Annotated in this window: 16 protein-coding genes; 8 read left to right on the top strand and 8 right to left on the bottom strand. The window is 53.0% G+C overall.

Annotated elements, in window-relative coordinates; genetic code table 11:
- Positions 1 to 36: 36 nt before the first annotated feature.
- The 4 genes from V8L73_RS15720 to V8L73_RS15705 form a co-directional block, all read right to left on the bottom strand.
- The gene (locus V8L73_RS15720; RefSeq protein ID WP_347253406.1) at positions 37 to 918 is read right to left on the bottom strand and encodes a U32 family peptidase; all 882 of its coding nucleotides are present in this window, start codon (positions 916 to 918) and stop codon (positions 37 to 39) included.
- Positions 919 to 930: 12 nt separating this feature from the next.
- Positions 931 to 1,926, bottom strand: a complete 996-nt coding sequence (gene ubiU, locus V8L73_RS15715; protein ID WP_027274803.1) for a ubiquinone anaerobic biosynthesis protein UbiU — start codon at positions 1,924 to 1,926, stop codon at positions 931 to 933.
- Positions 1,927 to 2,271: 345 nt separating this feature from the next.
- Positions 2,272 to 4,398 carry a DUF4034 domain-containing protein gene (locus tag V8L73_RS15710; protein WP_347253405.1) on the bottom strand — a complete coding sequence of 709 codons (2,127 nt, stop codon included), beginning with the start codon at positions 4,396 to 4,398 and terminating at the stop codon, positions 2,272 to 2,274.
- 11 nt (positions 4,399 to 4,409) lie between these two features.
- Positions 4,410 to 4,655, bottom strand: coding sequence for a hypothetical protein (locus tag V8L73_RS15705; protein ID WP_347253404.1), 246 nt, complete (start codon positions 4,653 to 4,655; stop codon positions 4,410 to 4,412).
- 151 nt (positions 4,656 to 4,806) lie between these two features.
- On the opposite strand from V8L73_RS15705, the gene V8L73_RS15700 reads away from it, so the two are divergent.
- The 4 genes from V8L73_RS15700 (at position 4,807) to V8L73_RS15685 (ending at position 6,499) form a co-directional block, all read left to right on the top strand.
- The gene (locus V8L73_RS15700) at positions 4,807 to 5,082 is read left to right on the top strand and encodes a hypothetical protein (RefSeq protein WP_347253403.1); all 276 of its coding nucleotides are present in this window, start codon (positions 4,807 to 4,809) and stop codon (positions 5,080 to 5,082) included.
- 33 nt (positions 5,083 to 5,115) lie between these two features.
- Positions 5,116 to 5,412 carry a hypothetical protein gene (locus V8L73_RS15695; protein WP_347253402.1) on the top strand — a complete coding sequence of 99 codons (297 nt, stop codon included), beginning with the start codon at positions 5,116 to 5,118 and terminating at the stop codon, positions 5,410 to 5,412.
- 68 nt (positions 5,413 to 5,480) lie between these two features.
- A complete protein-coding gene (gene ubiT / locus V8L73_RS15690; protein WP_027274808.1) occupies positions 5,481 to 6,002 on the top strand; it encodes a ubiquinone anaerobic biosynthesis accessory factor UbiT in 522 nt (173 codons plus the stop codon).
- Complete coding sequence (locus V8L73_RS15685) at positions 5,996 to 6,499, top strand: GNAT family N-acetyltransferase (RefSeq protein ID WP_261831993.1); 504 nt, start codon at positions 5,996 to 5,998, stop codon at positions 6,497 to 6,499. Before ubiT ends, V8L73_RS15685 begins: the two co-directional genes overlap by 7 nt.
- 12 nt (positions 6,500 to 6,511) lie before the next feature.
- On the opposite strand, the gene V8L73_RS15680 is transcribed toward V8L73_RS15685, so the two are convergent.
- A complete protein-coding gene (locus V8L73_RS15680; protein WP_347253401.1) occupies positions 6,512 to 6,829 on the bottom strand; it encodes a GIY-YIG nuclease family protein in 318 nt (105 codons plus the stop codon).
- A gap of 111 nt (positions 6,830 to 6,940) precedes the next feature.
- Here V8L73_RS15680 and V8L73_RS15675 point away from each other — a divergent pair, with 111 nt between their 5' ends.
- The gene (locus V8L73_RS15675; protein ID WP_347253400.1) at positions 6,941 to 7,414 is read left to right on the top strand and encodes a YhbP family protein; all 474 of its coding nucleotides are present in this window, start codon (positions 6,941 to 6,943) and stop codon (positions 7,412 to 7,414) included.
- On the opposite strand, the gene V8L73_RS15670 is transcribed toward V8L73_RS15675, so the two are convergent.
- From V8L73_RS15670 to nrdD, 3 genes are all read right to left on the bottom strand, one after another.
- Positions 7,401 to 7,814 carry a DUF2251 domain-containing protein gene (locus tag V8L73_RS15670; protein WP_347253399.1) on the bottom strand — a complete coding sequence of 138 codons (414 nt, stop codon included), beginning with the start codon at positions 7,812 to 7,814 and terminating at the stop codon, positions 7,401 to 7,403. The genes V8L73_RS15675 and V8L73_RS15670 overlap by 14 nt on opposite strands.
- 33 nt (positions 7,815 to 7,847) lie before the next feature.
- Positions 7,848 to 8,312 carry an anaerobic ribonucleoside-triphosphate reductase-activating protein gene (nrdG, locus tag V8L73_RS15665; protein ID WP_027274812.1) on the bottom strand — a complete coding sequence of 155 codons (465 nt, stop codon included), beginning with the start codon at positions 8,310 to 8,312 and terminating at the stop codon, positions 7,848 to 7,850.
- A gap of 79 nt (positions 8,313 to 8,391) precedes the next feature.
- The gene (nrdD, locus tag V8L73_RS15660; RefSeq protein ID WP_027274813.1) at positions 8,392 to 10,530 is read right to left on the bottom strand and encodes an anaerobic ribonucleoside-triphosphate reductase; all 2,139 of its coding nucleotides are present in this window, start codon (positions 10,528 to 10,530) and stop codon (positions 8,392 to 8,394) included.
- A 317-nt stretch (positions 10,531 to 10,847) separates the two neighbouring features.
- Here nrdD and V8L73_RS15655 point away from each other — a divergent pair, with 317 nt between their 5' ends.
- The 3 genes from V8L73_RS15655 (at position 10,848) to V8L73_RS15645 (ending at position 15,296) form a co-directional block, all read left to right on the top strand.
- Positions 10,848 to 13,016: a YgiQ family radical SAM protein gene (locus V8L73_RS15655; RefSeq protein ID WP_051155716.1), complete on the top strand. Its 2,169-nt coding sequence runs from the start codon at positions 10,848 to 10,850 to the stop codon at positions 13,014 to 13,016.
- A 1,160-nt stretch (positions 13,017 to 14,176) separates the two neighbouring features.
- Entirely contained in the window at positions 14,177 to 14,779 is a 603-nt protein-coding gene (locus tag V8L73_RS15650; RefSeq protein ID WP_027274814.1) for a winged helix-turn-helix domain-containing protein, read from the top strand.
- A 280-nt stretch (positions 14,780 to 15,059) separates the two neighbouring features.
- Positions 15,060 to 15,296, top strand: coding sequence for a Flp family type IVb pilin (locus V8L73_RS15645; protein WP_036023950.1), 237 nt, complete (start codon positions 15,060 to 15,062; stop codon positions 15,294 to 15,296).
- Positions 15,297 to 15,350: the final 54 nt, after the last annotated feature.

Here is a 15,350-nt window from a genome sequence, read left to right as displayed (position 1 = left end):
CCGCGATAGGCCTATCGCGGCGGCGTGCGGTTAAGCCTATTCCGTCACCAGCTCCAGCCCCGCCACGCGCAGCCAGTAGCCGTTGCAGTCAGCCTGCCCTTTAAGCGCCAGCGGCGCTTCGCCGCGTTCGTTTCGGCGGAAGTCGTCAAGCAGCGTCAGGGTATCGAGCCCCATCGGCGACAGGCGAACTACGTCGACCAGCCCTTCCATATCCTTCAGGTTGTTGCCGAGGTTGTAGCAGTAGCCGCTCTGCGTCTGGATGCCGTTAAGTACGAACACGCGCTGCTCTTCCTGAGAAATCACCTCCCTGCCGTTGGGATAGTTGATGCAGCAGGTTTCGCATTCGTCCTTGGCGCGGTTTTCCGAACGGGCGGTAAAGCAGCGGGCGGAGTAGGCCAGCGGCAGGTTGCCGTAGCTGAAGACCTCAACTTCAAAGCGATTGCGGATATCCAGCGCTTCGCATTGGATCAGCAGATTGGCCAGCCAGTCGCGGGAAAGCTCGACCGGCATGCACCAGCGCGCCATGCCCTGCTTTAACAGCAGGCGCAGCGCGTAGGCGTTATAGCAGTTAAGCGCGGGGCCGGCGACGAAGGGCAGGTTGTTTTCAGCGGCCATGTTGACCGCCGCGAAGTCGTTGGCTTCAATCAAAAAGTCGCCGTTTTCAACGTAGCGCTTAAGCTCGGTCAGCTCCGACGGCGCCTGAATGAGCGTCAGCGTGGACAGCACGATTTGCTTGCCCGACTGCGCAAGCTCTTTCGCCAGCGCCAGCCAGTCGGCTACTTTCATCTCACGGCGCTTGCTGCACACCGTTTCGCCCAGATAAATCACGTCGGCGCTGCTCTCCATCGCCGCGCGATAGAAGGCTTCGGTGTCGGTTTTAGGCCAATAGTACAGCAGCGGGCCCAGTGCGTATTTCATCTCTTTCTCCTGCTACTGCCATTGACGATGGTAAGCGCCGAGGGTAGTCTGCGTACCCTCCGAGACGGCGCCCAGCGCGTCTCTCCAGGCCGGCTCAACGGTAAACGCCTGCGGGTTGGCCAGGCAGCGGTCAATCGCCTGTCGCCATACCTTCGCGACCTGACTGACGTAGGCCGGGCTGCGCTGGCGGCCCTCGATTTTCACCGAGGCGATGTTGGCGGCCAAAAGCTCTGGCAAAAGCTCAAGGGTATTGAGACTGGTGGGCTCTTCCAGCGGGTGATAAAGCTCGCCGTCAACCCGGTAGCGGCCTTTGCACAGCGTCGGATAGCCGGCGTTTTCGCCGTCCTGATAGCGGTCAATCAGCACGTCGTTAAGGCGCGACTCCAGCCCCTGCGGCGTCTGTTGCCAGCGCACGAAGCGGGCGGGCGAGCAGGCGCCGACGGTGTTGGGCGACTCGCCGGTCAGGTAGGAGGAAAGGTAGCAGCGTCCTTCCGACATAATGCACAGGCTGCCGAAGGCGAATACCTCCAGTGGAACCGGGCTCACGCGGGCAAGCTGCTTGACCTGATGCATCGAGAGCACGCGAGGCAGCACCACGCGGGCGACGTCAAAGTTGCGGTGGTAGAAACGAATGGCTTCTTCATTAGTGGTCGACGCCTGCACCGAAACGTGGCGCTCAAGCTGCGGGTGGCGCAGGCTTGCGTATTCCAGCATGGCGATGTCCGCCAGAATAAGCGCATCCGCGCCGATGTCCGCGGCCTGATCGACCGCCCGCTGCCAGCGGGAAAAGCCGTCCGGGTGGGCGAAGGTGTTGATCGCCACGTGCAGCTTGCGCCCGCGCCGGTGAACGTAGTCCACCGCTTCGGCAAGCTTGCTGTCGGTAAAGTTAAGGCCCGCAAAGTGGCGGGCGTTGGTGTCGTCTTTAAAACCGATGTACACCGCGTCGGCGCCGTTATCTACGGCCGCCTTCAGCGCCGGCAGGTTACCGGCTGGGCAAAGCAGTTCCATCAAGAGTTCCTGAAAAATCATCACATAAAACGATTGGTGCCGATTGTAGTTAACCTTTTGATAACGAATTTTGATTTGAGGCAGCTATTTGTAGATTGGGATAATCTATCTGGCTTATGCGTTCGAGGTATCTGCCAGATTTATCGTTTGGTTACTGCGGTACGGCGTATGCTATGACGACAAAATCGTTGTCTACCGTATCTGGGGGGATAGCCACTAACAGCTTCATGTTGAATACGATGCGTGGTTTGTTCGCGTATTGTCTTAAAGAGCATAAGCCGTCAGTCAATATGTCCCGTTCAGACATGGCAATATTGATGACGGCTTAACCCGCTCTCAGGTTAGTTAATGTCGCGTGGGCTTAGGGGTAGCCCGGCCAGGCAGTTCTGCATCCGAGAGTTTCAACGTTAGCCAGGCATAGCGGCATCGCTTCCAGAAAGCATCTCCGTGTAGATGGGCAAGACAATCCCACACGACGTCACTGTCTGGATAGAGCGTTTTGGCAAAATGATACCAGCGCGCGCTTTGTTTCATATTAAACAGCTTTTTGTCCTGCTTGTTGCCATACAGCCGCGACAGCGTAACCATCGCTTCCATCGAGCCTTTGTCAGCTTCCTCATGCAACATATCCAGTCGTGCGTGCGCCAACGTGTAATCCTTCACCTCAAAAATATTGAGCAGGTATAACCGCCAGGCGCCTTCACGCCCGAGTTGGTGCGCCTGATACAGGTAATCGAGCATCTTTTTTTCATCGGCAAAGCGCTTGGGCTGAGAGGTTTCCTCCCGAATTAACCATTTGTAACACATGGCTATTCTGACATAAATATGTCCCAGGTCGTCTTCGTACTGTGTGTATTCGCCATTACTCACCAGCGGATATGCGATGCTGTCACGCAGGCTTATTTGTTTACGCAAGATTTCCGCCGCTCGCTGGTAATAGTCCAACGCGGTGGCGGGTTCATACGGCAACAAACTGTTATCGTCGCTGCTTTCGTGTTCCTGGCCCAACCATTTCATTGCGCCGGGAATATTTCTCTGCGCGCCAAGCTCCGCTAGCGGCACACAGTGTTCCGTGAGCTTGAGCCAGTGCAACGAGCGAATAGTCCAGTTCCAGGTGGGGCTACACTCGATACTATTAACGCTCTCTTTGTCCAACCACGCTTTAGCCCGTTTCTCGTTTTTCTCAAAGCCGAACAGCCCGGCGTACTGAAAATAGCCGCGATAGATTTCCACGCCTGAATATAACGTCTGCTGCGAGTTCTGACAGATAAAATTATAAATCCAGTTCGTGTCGGGAAAATCACGCAGTGCAAACGCCACTGCTCGATAGGTAAAATAGTTATTCAGCTTTCTCTTTTCCATGACGGCTAGCTGAATGCAGCGCCACAGCGCGTCTTCGTTTTCCAGATCGTCATAGCAGTTCATGAGCCACCCCAGCGCATTATGGCGAGCCTCTCGGCTGCGTGCGTGCAGGGCTATTTCTCTGGCTTTGGCAATGACGCGTTCCTGCTCTTCGGAGGAATCGATTTCCTTGATGCGCAGATCGCGGTAGTCATCCCACCAGATAAGTAGCTCCAGATGCTCCCGTTCCTCCGGCGACAGATGCGCGCAAACGGACGAGGCCAGAAACTCGCGGATCTCTTCATGCGAGCCTCTCCAGCGCGGCATTCGAAACGGTATGTATTCATCCAGCGCGTAAAACGCCGTGGGGAAAATACGCTGGCAGACGGAGAGCCAGTATTTCTGCCCGGCATCGCCTTTGCAAGCCGGTAGCCAGGAAGGACGAGGCAGAGAAGGGCAAATCGCGTTATCGAACGACAGCCCGGAATGCGCCATCAGCGCGTCCGTTTCTTGCGGTGAAGACTGACGATAGCGGGCAAGCTCTTGCATTATCGGCTGTCCTGTCACTTCTTCACCCTGCAAGAACGCAACCAGCCACGTCGGTTGACCAAAAACTTTTGAGTTGGTGCTGGTCAGCGCGGCGGCCATCCATTGGCGCGGCTCGCAGTGAATGGCATTAAGGGCGGCAATCACCATTTGTTCATTACAGGCCGCCGCGCAGATCCACATCGCATGGGTGGTTTCTCTTGCCCAGCCGTAGCTGCGATATAGCCATGCGTAATTGTTCCAGTATTGCGCCTCGGCAAGCCAGGCGTGAGTGGAGTGCGGACGTGCACGCTGCCAGTTTTTAATAAGCGCCAGACCGTCTGGTCCAGCTTTAACAGGAGCGTCCATATCATAGAAATCGGTCATGTTCGTCCACCAGGAGCGGAAATAGCGCTTTTCCGCTTCGCGGCAGGTGAAGCTTTCAGCCAGCGCCTGGTTGTAGAGCGCATCCAGTTCGTCATAACGCTCATCGCGCAGAAAACCCGCTATATCGGCGATAAACCATTCGCGCTGCGGGCCGTTTTCCGTCATTTTATTATTGCACATAGCCTGCATGGCCGTATGTAGGCGAGCATCCTGTTCCATAAACCGTCCTGTTAATGGGGGGCGAAAATGTTAAATTCATTCCACGGCGTATTTTGCCAGTTTTCGGTGCAATACCTGGAGGTATAACTGGCCGCTGAGGTAATTAGGGAAATCTTAGAAAAATGGTTGATGAGCCATTGTTTAATGGTTCCACCGTCGTTATGCAGCCAGCTGTACTGAGGGGCAGCCTTTTTTATGTCCGGCGTATTGATGATATTTCTAGAGTTGTCGCCATCACGAGAGAGATTATTTCCCATAACGTTCCGTGTCCAATGTTAATAGTTATACTATTCCACCCTGACCTACTGGAGTGTGCCGGAAAATATAACAAAAAATTCCGAGGCTTGATATTTTGTATTAAGTCGAGGGCAGTAATTTCTATGGAGACATGGCCAGGTGAAATTCAAAATGAAAATAATAGATTATTTTGAGCTAAGCGATGGCCGAACCGTTTTTTTGGGATATATATCGGAAAATGAGGGAATGATTAGCGACTGCCGCTGCGATCTGCTCAGAAATGGCCTTTACGCGCAGCCGCTCCACGTTATGAGAGAAATGCTGATAAAAAAGTATGAAATAAACGACTATAGAGCGATTGAAGTCACTGGCCCTGTGCCATTCACGCATGAATGCGTAAAAAATGAGGTTTGGGAAATTGCTTATAACTCAAAATCCTTTAGCTAATTGCCTCATTATTATCTGTAAGTGGGGGCATTGATGGCTGGGAATATTTTGGCGATATTCACTATTTCTAATGACGTGCCTTTTCCTAAAGAAATGGGAATAAAGAGCAGCTATTCGCCACACCATAAGTTTAAAAATGTCGAGTATTTGGTTAGCGGCCGGCACCAGTATGAAGATGATGAGATCCATTACCCTGGGGAAGATCTTTTTGTCACAATCACTTTTGCCAGCTGGGAGTACATGAAAATGAGCTTGAACGTGGGAGATGAGTTTGAAGTGAGAGAAATGGGGCGCATCGTCGGCTATGGTAAGGTAGTGACAATTTTTTGAGCTACCCACACGATTTTCCCCTGCGTTGTGGCACAATAGCACCAATCGTTTTTTGCAGGAGTAAGCCCGTGTTAGCACAGTTAAGAGCACGTCTGGTCCGTCAGGGGCCGTCCTTCCTTCGTTTACCCATCAGGCTGACGCCGTTTGCGTTACAAAAGCAGGTGTTGCAGCAGCTCCTGAGCTGGCAGTTCAAGCAGGCGCTGGCGGAAGGGGAGCTGGACTTTCTGGAAGGCCGCTGGCTGAAGGTCGAAGTGCGGGATCTGGAGCTGCGTTGGTTCGTTACCGTGCGCGGCGGGGCGCTGCTGGTGAGCGAGAACCAGCAGGAGGACGTCAGCTTTAGCGGTGAAGCCAATGACTTAATCCTGATCGCCGCCCGCAAGCAGGATCCGGATACGCTGTTTTTCCAACGCCGCCTGGTGATTGAGGGCGATACGGAGCTGGGGCTTTACGTTAAAAACTTGATGGATTCTATCGATCTGGACAGCATGCCCGCGCCTTTGCGCATTGGCCTGCTGCAGCTTGCCGACTTCGTTGAGGCCGGCCTGAAAGAGGGCGGCGAAGCGGCTTCGCACGCGCCCGCATCATGCTGATCCGCGTCGAGATCCCCGTCGACGCAGCCGGTATTTCTCGGCTGCTTGAGGCATCATTTCCCGGCGGCGAAGAGGCCGAGCTGGTGCATAGCCTTCGGGAAGACGGCCTGATTACGCTGGGCGTGGTTGCGACCGACGATGAGGGCGGCGTAATTGGCTACGCGGCGTTTAGCCCGGTGATGGTAAACGGCGAAGAGCTACAGTGGGTCGGACTGGGGCCGCTGGCGGTAGCGGAAGGCTATCGTAAGCAGGGGATCGGCAAGCAGCTGGTGTATGAAGGGTTGGATTCGCTCAACGAGTTTGGCTATGCGGCCGTCGTGGCGCTGGGCGATCCTGGCTACTACGGCGGACTGGGATTTAAAAACGCCGCCGCAGCAGGGCTATACTGCAAGTGGCCTGGAACCGAAGCGGCGTTTCAGGTCTATCCTTTGGCGGACGACGCGCTGTCGAGTGCGTCCGGGCTGGTGTCCTACTCTACGCCGTTCGATCGCTTTTAATTCAGGCGCGAACTACGCGACACACCCTAATAGGTTAGAAAGTTCAGAAAGCGAAGGCTGGTCTTGCACCAGCCTCTCTTTTTGCCTGCGATTAAGCTGCTTGATGCGGTATTCCAGCCGAAGCGCCAGCGAATGTTCGCCGATGAGGCACCGATAAACCAGTCTGAGTTCCCCCGCTCCCCGCAGCGCCTTAGCGCCTTTGCCGCACTGGTGCTGCTTAAATCGCCGCTCGACGTCCACGGTGATGCCGGTATACAGCCTGCCGTCGTCCGTTTCTATGATGTACAGATGCCAAACGGCCGCTAGCGCGGCCGGAGAGTCGTTTTCCACTCGGTGATTCCGTAAAGTTGCGCTGGCCGCTATGTTATCAGCTTTCTGACCAAAAGCGGTTGTGATAACGTGATGACCCTTCTCTCTTTTCTTCCTTGACGTTGAGGCCCCGTGAACGAAAACAGCGAACAGGCCCTGAAGGCCATCTGCCGCTATTTGAGCAAACAGCACGTCGTGACGCTGTGCGTTACTGAAGACGACGGCTTTCCCTGGTGCGCCAGCTGCTTTTATGCGTTTGACGCGGAATCGATGTCGCTGCTTTTAATGACGGAAGCGACGACTCGTCACGGGCGGGCGGCGCTGAATGATGAAAGAACGGCGGGAGCGATAACTGCGCAAACGCGCAACGTGCTTTTGATTCAGGGAATTCAGTACCGTGGGCGGTTGACGTTATTAGAAGGAGAAGAGGCCCAGCGGGCGCGAGCGCTCTATCTTAAGCGCTTCCCCATTGCCAGAATGGCGTCGGCACCGCTTTGGCGGCTGAGCCTCGACGAAGTAAAAATGACCGACAACCGCGCGGGGTTTGGCGCCAAGCGGCTGTGGCGGCGCGCGCCGCAAGCGTCCGGGCCCGTTAGTGTGGAGTAGAGAAAAAGCGCTCGACGGCGTCGTCGTCCCACTGGTGTCCTTCTTTAGACCACTCGCCAAAAGCGTCGGGAAAGCCGGTTCGGCAGTAGCCGCGCTGGCTTTCAAAGTTGAACGCGCCGTGCGGATAGCCGTTAATTAGCAGAACGCACTTGCGGCCGTCTTCCGACCAGCCAATCTGTACGTCGGACGGCTTATCGCCGTCGGTAACGTCTTCAACGTTATAGATGTGTACGGCGTCCTGAATAGGATTCCCTTCAATCGAGTGGTCTAGCGCGTAGAAATAGCCGGTCTGGCCGTCGTCTTCAAAAACGGCGGCGAAAGCGCCTTCGGGGGCCTCGCTTTCTACCACCAGCTCGTTGCCGACGATAAGCTCATCCTGTGCGGTGACGTAAATCGCCATGTTTCCTCCTGAATTATGGGGTTTTCATATAGCCTAGCGCAGCCTGTGAACCACCTGATTGCTGCTGCCGCGCCACAGCAGGGCCGGGTCGGCCAGCTCTTTAACGAACTTGCCGTCAATCAGCACGTTAATGAGATCCACGACCTCCATTTGCTCCGGCGTTAATTCATCCAGCTTATATCCGGTCCAGACCCAGATATCCTTTCCTTCACACTCGCGCTTCACGCGCTGCACCAGCTTGAGTACGTCCGGCACGTTTTGCGGATGGAGAGGGTCGCCGCCGGACAGGGTTAGCCCCTGGCGCGGGATGCGGGCGTCGTTAAGGTCGGCAATGATTTTATCTTCCATTTCCGACGTAAAAAGCACGCCGGAATTGAGACGCCAGGTGCTTTGGTTGTAGCAGCCGGGGCACTGGTGGACGCAGCCGGAAACGAACAGCGTACAGCGGGTGCCGGGGCCGTTGACGACGTCGACGGGATAATACTGGTGGATATTCATAGCGGGTTCGATTGGTCGTGTAGCGTTTAAAGATACCGAAAGCCGCATCAAGCGGCTTTCGGTCAGCGGCAAAAGGGGATTAACCCAGCTGCCCTGCGCCCAGGTGTTTCACCCGACGCTTCACTTCTTCCTGCTTGCCGGCGTTAAACGGCCTGGCGTCCGGGCTGCCTAAGTAGCCGCACACGCGGCGAGTAACGGACACCTTCGACGAGTCGTGGTTGCCGCACTTCGGACAGGTAAAGCCTTTGCTGGTGCATTCGAACTCGCCGGAGAAGCCGCACTCGTAGCATTCGTCAATCGGCGTATTGGTGCCATAGTACGGAACGCGGGTGTAGCTGTAGTCCCAAACGTCTTCCAGCGCCTTCACGTTGTGCTGAAGGTTCGGATATTCTCCGTAGCAGATGAAGCCGCCGTTAGCGAGCGGAGGATACGGCGCTTCAAAGTCCAGCTTGTCGTAAGGGTTAACCTTTTTCTCCACGTCCAAGTGGAAGCTGTTGGTGTAATAGCCCTTGTCGGTCACGTCTTCGATGACGCCGAACTCGGCGGTGTCCAGACGGCAGAAGCGGTTACACAGGTTCTCGCTCGGCGTGCTGTACAGGCTAAAGCCGTAGCCGGTCTCTTTCTTCCACTCTTCGACTGCGACCTTCAGGCGCTGAACGATTTCGACGCCTTTTTCACGCAGCGTTTGGTTGTCGTAAGGATGTTCCTTATTGCCAAACAGCGCGTTGATAGTTTCATGGATGCCGATATAGCCCAGAGAGATAGAGGCGCGACCGTTTTTAAAGATTTCCGCCACGTTGTCGTCAGGCTTTAAGCGAACGCCGCAGGCACCTTCCATATAAAGGATGGGCGCGACGCGAGCCTTCACGCCTTCCAAACGGGCGATGCGGGTCATCAGCGCCTTCTTGGCAAGCGCCAGGCGCTGCTCAAGGATCTGCCAGAAGCGGGCTTCGTCACCGCGCGCTTCGATAGCGATGCGCGGCAGGTTCAGGCTGATGACGCCGAGGTTGTTGCGGCCGTCGTGAATCTGTTCGCCGTTTTCTTCATAGACGCCGAGGAAGCTGCGGCAGCCCATCGGGGTTTTAAAGGAGCCGGTAACCTTCACGACCTGATCGTAGTTCAGGATGTCCGGATACATGCGCTTGGTCGCGCACTCCAGCGCCAGCTGCTTGATGTCGTAGTTGGCGTCGCCGAACTTGTGGTTTACGCCGTCTTTAATGGCGAACACCAGCTTCGGGAACACCGCGGTTTTGTGGTTCTTGCCCAGGCCCGCAATGCGGTTTTTCAAAATAGACTGCTGGATAAGGCGAGACTCCCAGCTGGTGCCAAGCCCGAAGCCAAAGGTGACGAACGGCGTCTGGCCGTTAGCGGTGTGCAGCGTATTAACTTCATATTCCAGCGATTGGAACGCGTCGTAGCACTCCTTTTCCGTTCTGGCGTGAGCGTAGCCTTCAACGTCGGGGATTTGCCACTCTTCGGCCACCTTGCGGTGCTTCTTGAAGCTTTCGGTAACGAACGGCGCCAGCACTTCGTCAATGCGGTTAATCGTGGTGCCGCCGTAGATGTGGCTGGCCACCTGCGCGATGATTTGCGCCGTTACCGCCGTCGCAGTAGAAATGGACTTCGGCGGCTCGATTTCCGCATTGCCCATCTTAAAGCCGTTGGTCAGCATGCCCTTAAGGTCGATGAGCATACAGTTGAACATCGGGAAGAAGGGGGAGTAGTCCAGATCGTGGTAGTGGATCTCGCCGCGTTCGTGAGCCAGCACCACGTCGCGAGGCAGCAGGTGCTGCTTGGCGTAGTGTTTGGCAACGATCCCTGCCAGCAGGTCGCGCTGGGTTGGAATGACTTTACTGTCTTTATTGGCGTTTTCATTCAGCAGAGAAAGATCGCTTTGCTCTACCAGACCCTGAATTTCCTGATTCAAACGACCGCGCTTCTCGCGAGAGATATCGCGATCGTGACGATATTCAATGTAGGTACGGGCCAAGGTTTTGTAGTTACCGCTCATCAGGTGGTTTTCAACCGCCTGCTGAATTTCGTTGATATCTACCGCCGTGCGGCCTTCCATTTGGTCGGCGACGGCTTTTGCTACGCTGGCGCAGTAGGCGTCATCGTTAATTTCTGCGGCGGTGGCGGCCCGTACGATCGCTTCCTTGATGCGTACTTCATCAAAAGGCACTTTGCAGCCATCTCGCTTAATCACCACAGGTTTCACTATTGGCTCCTTCAATAAGTTCTCGGTTTTTACTGCATTATTCCAAGTTATCCACAAGAAAACCCCTTTTCACAGGGGAGATCTTGTGGATGAAAGGTGGATAAAATCACTACATATAGGCGTGTATTTTTATGGTAGGCACTATATATTGTATTCGCTACAAAGAAAAGCGCGTTTGTTTGACGAAGAGCAAAGATTTTGCTTTTTATCGAAGTCTTCAGAAAACGGTTGCTGAAAATTTCTTCGCTCTTCGCGTGGGGAAACGGGTATAATCGCGGCCCTGCAAGATAACCCGATAAAATAGTGATGAACCCCGTATGAGTACCCCCGTAAGCCTGATTCAGCCAGAACGCTCGCTGTTTTCCTATACGCCCTATTGGGCGGAGTGTTTCGGCACCGCGCCGTTTTTACCGATGTCCAAACAGGAAATGGACGCGCTGGGCTGGGACAGCTGCGATGTGATTGTCGTAACGGGGGACGCGTACGTCGATCATCCCAGCTTCGGCATGGCGATTATCGGCCGCATGCTGGAAGCGCAGGGATTTCGCGTCGGCATCATCGCCCAGCCGGACTGGACAAACAAAGAAGACTTCATGCGCCTGGGCAAGCCGAACCTGTTTTTCGGCGTGACTGCGGGCAACATGGATTCGATGATTAACCGCTATACCGCCGACAGGCGCCTGCGCCACGACGACGCCTATACGCCCGATAACGTCGGCGGCAAGCGCCCCGACCGCGCGACGCTGGTTTACAGCCAGCGCTGTAAAGAGGCCTATAAGGACGTGCCGGTCGTATTGGGCGGTATTGAAGCCAGCCTTCGGCGTATCGCACACTATGACTATTGGTCGGATACCGTACGCCGCTCGGTGCTGATGGACGCCAAGGCCGATATGCTTATCTACGGCAACGGCGAGCGTCCGCTGGTGGAGCTGGCGCACCGCCTGGCCGCCGGTGAACCGATTGACGCTATCAGGGATATTCGCAACACGGCAATTATGACCAAAGGGCCGCTGCCGGGCTGGTCGGGCGTCGATTCAACCCGGCTGGACAAACCGGGGCGCATTGACCCTATCCCACATCCTTATGGCGAGGATTTGCCCTGCGTTGACGAAGACAGCCCGTTTGCGCCGGAAAAGCAGCCCAAGGCCAAAGAGGTGGTGGTGCAGCCCGCCAAGCCCAAGCCGTGGGAGAAAACCTACGTGCTGCTGCCTTCCTATGAAAAGGTCAAAAACGACAAGGTGATGTACGCGCACGCGTCGCGCATCCTTCACCACGAAACCAACCCTGGCTGCGCCAGAGCGCTGCTGCAAAAGCACGGCGACCGCTACGTTTGGATTAATCCGCCGGCTATTCCGCTGTCGACGGAAGAGATGGACAGCGTTTTTGCGCTGCCCTACCAGCGGGTGCCGCATCCGGCCTATGAGGGCTCTCGGCTGCCGGCCTATGAGATGATCCGCTTTTCCGTCAATATTATGCGCGGCTGCTACGGCGGCTGTGCGTTCTGTTCTATTACCGAGCACGAAGGGCGGATTATCCAAAGCCGTTCTGAAGACTCTATCGTGCGTGAGATCGAAGCCATTCGCGACACGGTACCCGGATTTACCGGCATTATTTCCGACCTCGGCGGGCCGACGGCCAACATGTACATGCTGCGCTGCCAGTCGCCGAAAGCCGAACAAACCTGCCGACGCGCCTCCTGCGTTTACCCAGAGATTTGCCAACACATGGATACCAACCATGAGCCGACGATCAAGCTTTACCGGCGGGCGAGGGCGCTGAAGGGCATCAAGAAAATCCTGATCGCCTCCGGCGTGCGTTACGACTTAGCGGTGCAGGATCCGCGCTACATTAAAGAGCTGGCGACTCACCACGTGGGCGGCTATCTGAAAATTGCGCCGGAGCATACCGAGCAGGGGCCGCTGTCTAAGATGATGAAGCCGGGCATGGGCAGCTATGACAGGTTTAAAGAGCTGTTCGACGCCTATTCCAGACAGGCCGGTAAAGAGCAATATCTGATCCCGTACTTTATCTCCGCGCATCCCGGCACCACCGACGAGGACATGGTTAATCTGGCGCTGTGGCTGAAAAGGCACCGCTTCCGTTTGGATCAGGTGCAGAACTTCTATCCTTCGCCGCTGGCCAACTCGACCACCATGTATTACACCGGCAAGAACCCGCTGGGGAAGGTGGACTACAAGAGCGAAGAGGTGGCGGTACCTAAGGGCGATCGCCAGCGTCGTTTGCAAAAGGCCCTGTTGCGCTATCACGATCCCGCCAACTGGCCGATGATTCGCACCGCGCTTGAGGAGATGGGGCTTAAGCATCTGATCGGCAGCCGTCGAGAGTGCCTGGTGCCAGCGGCGACGATTGAAGAGCAGCGCGCCGCACGCAGAAGCCAGCGTAATACGCGCCCGGCGTTAACCAAGCACACGCCGATGGCGCATCAGCGCTCGGCGAGCGAACAGGGTAAAAAGAAGCGTCGCTAAACGTGAATTGGGAACGTTGCAGATACAGTCATCGTGAGAATGATGACCGTATCTGCATTCTTTGCTCACTGCCTTTTGCCGGCAGCCTCGATGCCCCGTTGGTTATTGTTACTTGATTGTTTGATTCTTGTGTATTCATTAACAAAAAGTGAGGTTTTGCCTTTTAGGCATTCGGTCGGATTCATTAGCGGCGATCGTCCACCATCGTTTTTCAGTTCTTTTTCTCTCTTTTTTCCTTAGCGCACCGAGAGCGTATGCCTTGCGGATCCTTAAAAAATCATATTATTTTTATAAAACATTTTAATATCCGGACTCCCACATTTTTGCATTGAATTTTATGTCTTTATGGAGCATTTGAGTTTTTTGTTTATTATTCTGTGATTCTGATTTGATTTTTGTATTCTAATAAAAATTTCATTCTTTACAGTTTAATGCTCTATGCTATAGTCAATTTCATGTGATGACTAATAATTAATCAATTATATTTATCACAACGTCTTTATTGGTAAACTAAAATTAAATTACACTATCTTTTCTATATAAGGGTGGCTACAGCTTTCTTATCGTATAGTTATAATTTATTGTTATAAGCATTAGTAACTCTTTTTTTATTTTCACATAAGACATTTAGGGCTTGACTCTCATGTGTGTGGATTTATTTTAATTATATGATTTTTATGTATAAATTTTCTATTTCATTGACGTTGTTATTATATCTTTTTGAGGATTATTGAGATTAATTGAGGAGAATAGAGTTCATTGTTACAGAGAGTTCACATAGTATAGGCCTTAACAAGCTAATATATAGAATGCTATATAAATTAAAGTGATAAAAGCATAGGCTAAGTTTCAAGGGAAAGAGGAGGAGTCAGGGACTGACAATCTTTTAATAGAAGAACGCCATTAGGATGATGGAAATAGTTTTCACTTATACTTTGAGATTGAGTTTAGTTTTTAACCAATATGGCAGGCTTAATTCTTGTTAAGAAATTTCGGATAAATATTCTGATATTCCTTTCTATCTTTGTAAAAAGGGGACGCATACGCAATAACAATTCTGATAAATGAATAAATAAAACGGTTTAACACTGTTTTTGAACGGAAGCGTGTGCATATAGACACAGATAGTTTCAGGCATGAAAACAAGGGACGACAGGCCTATGGATACTAAATTTAAACTGGAGAATGGCGTTGAATTTTCTCCCTCACAGCGATGCCTAATTGCTTCGGATGGAACGATACTAGAGCTGACTGAGAACAGCTTGCGTTTTCTCAGCCTGCTGTTGGACGGCGTAACCGAAAAAGAAAAGCTGATTCATCAGGTTTGGAAAGAGCAAAGCGGCGCTATCAGCGAAAGTAGCTACTACGGTCAGCTGTATACGTTAAGAAAGGCCTTCTCCCAGGTAGGCCTGCGTGAAACGCTGATACGTACAATTCCTCGAAAAGGCGCGCAATACGTGGGTAAGGTAACCAAGGTAGTCGCAGCCGAAGAGAGAGCCAAGATAGTTCAGACGGCTCAATCCGAACGGCCCGCAGTGGTTTTTCCTTTAAACGGCGCGGCGTCTGTCGTTGAGCGAATGCCTCATGAAAATTTCCGCTTCGGCGAACGAGAACAGAGTAAGGAACCGGCGCGTGGTCGATTTTTTACGCAATCACGTTGGAACACCTTTGTCTCCATACTGGCCGTAGTGGCGGTGTGCTGGTTAAGCATACTCTCTGTGTTGATTATTTATATCTTTTTAGAACATTCAGGGTTGAACTGAGACTTTATTTTCTTCAGATATAAATAACTAAGAATATATAAAAAAATTTGAAGTAGTGAATGTGGGGTAATAAAAATTTAATGTGGTCTACTGGCGTTGCTATCTTCTGGTGAGCTATTTAAGTCAACTGTAGATTGTATTCTACTTGGAGTTGAATTTTATTAGTTCAAGAGATGGTTAAAGTAGAACGGTAATAGCGATATTCGAATTCTGGATGTTCGATATCTCCGAATCATATTAACTTTTTTCAGTCACAGATCTTCTTATAAAGGAATTTAACATGCTTAACATTATGACAAAAGGCTACATTTCTGCATCTCTTTACGTTCGTGAGTTTGTCAAGAGCCAGCGCGGCATCACGGCTATAGAATATGCGCTGATCGGCGTGGCCGTCGCTTCACTATTGGCTTTGGTGCTGGGGAATGGCGCCAATAGCGGCTTCTTGTTCGAGCTGAAACAAACGTTTGAGAAGATCGCTGCGTCTATCCGGAGCGTCACCGTTGCCTCTGGTAGCTGATTTTTGACGTTGACGGCAGCTGAGATTAGCGGTGGCTGCCGTCATTAAAAATGC

Source organism: Leminorella grimontii, assembly GCF_039789245.1.
In the GTDB taxonomy this organism is placed as follows: Bacteria; Pseudomonadota; Gammaproteobacteria; order Enterobacterales; family Enterobacteriaceae; genus Leminorella; species Leminorella grimontii.
This window is presented reverse-complemented; position numbering and strand designations above follow the sequence as displayed.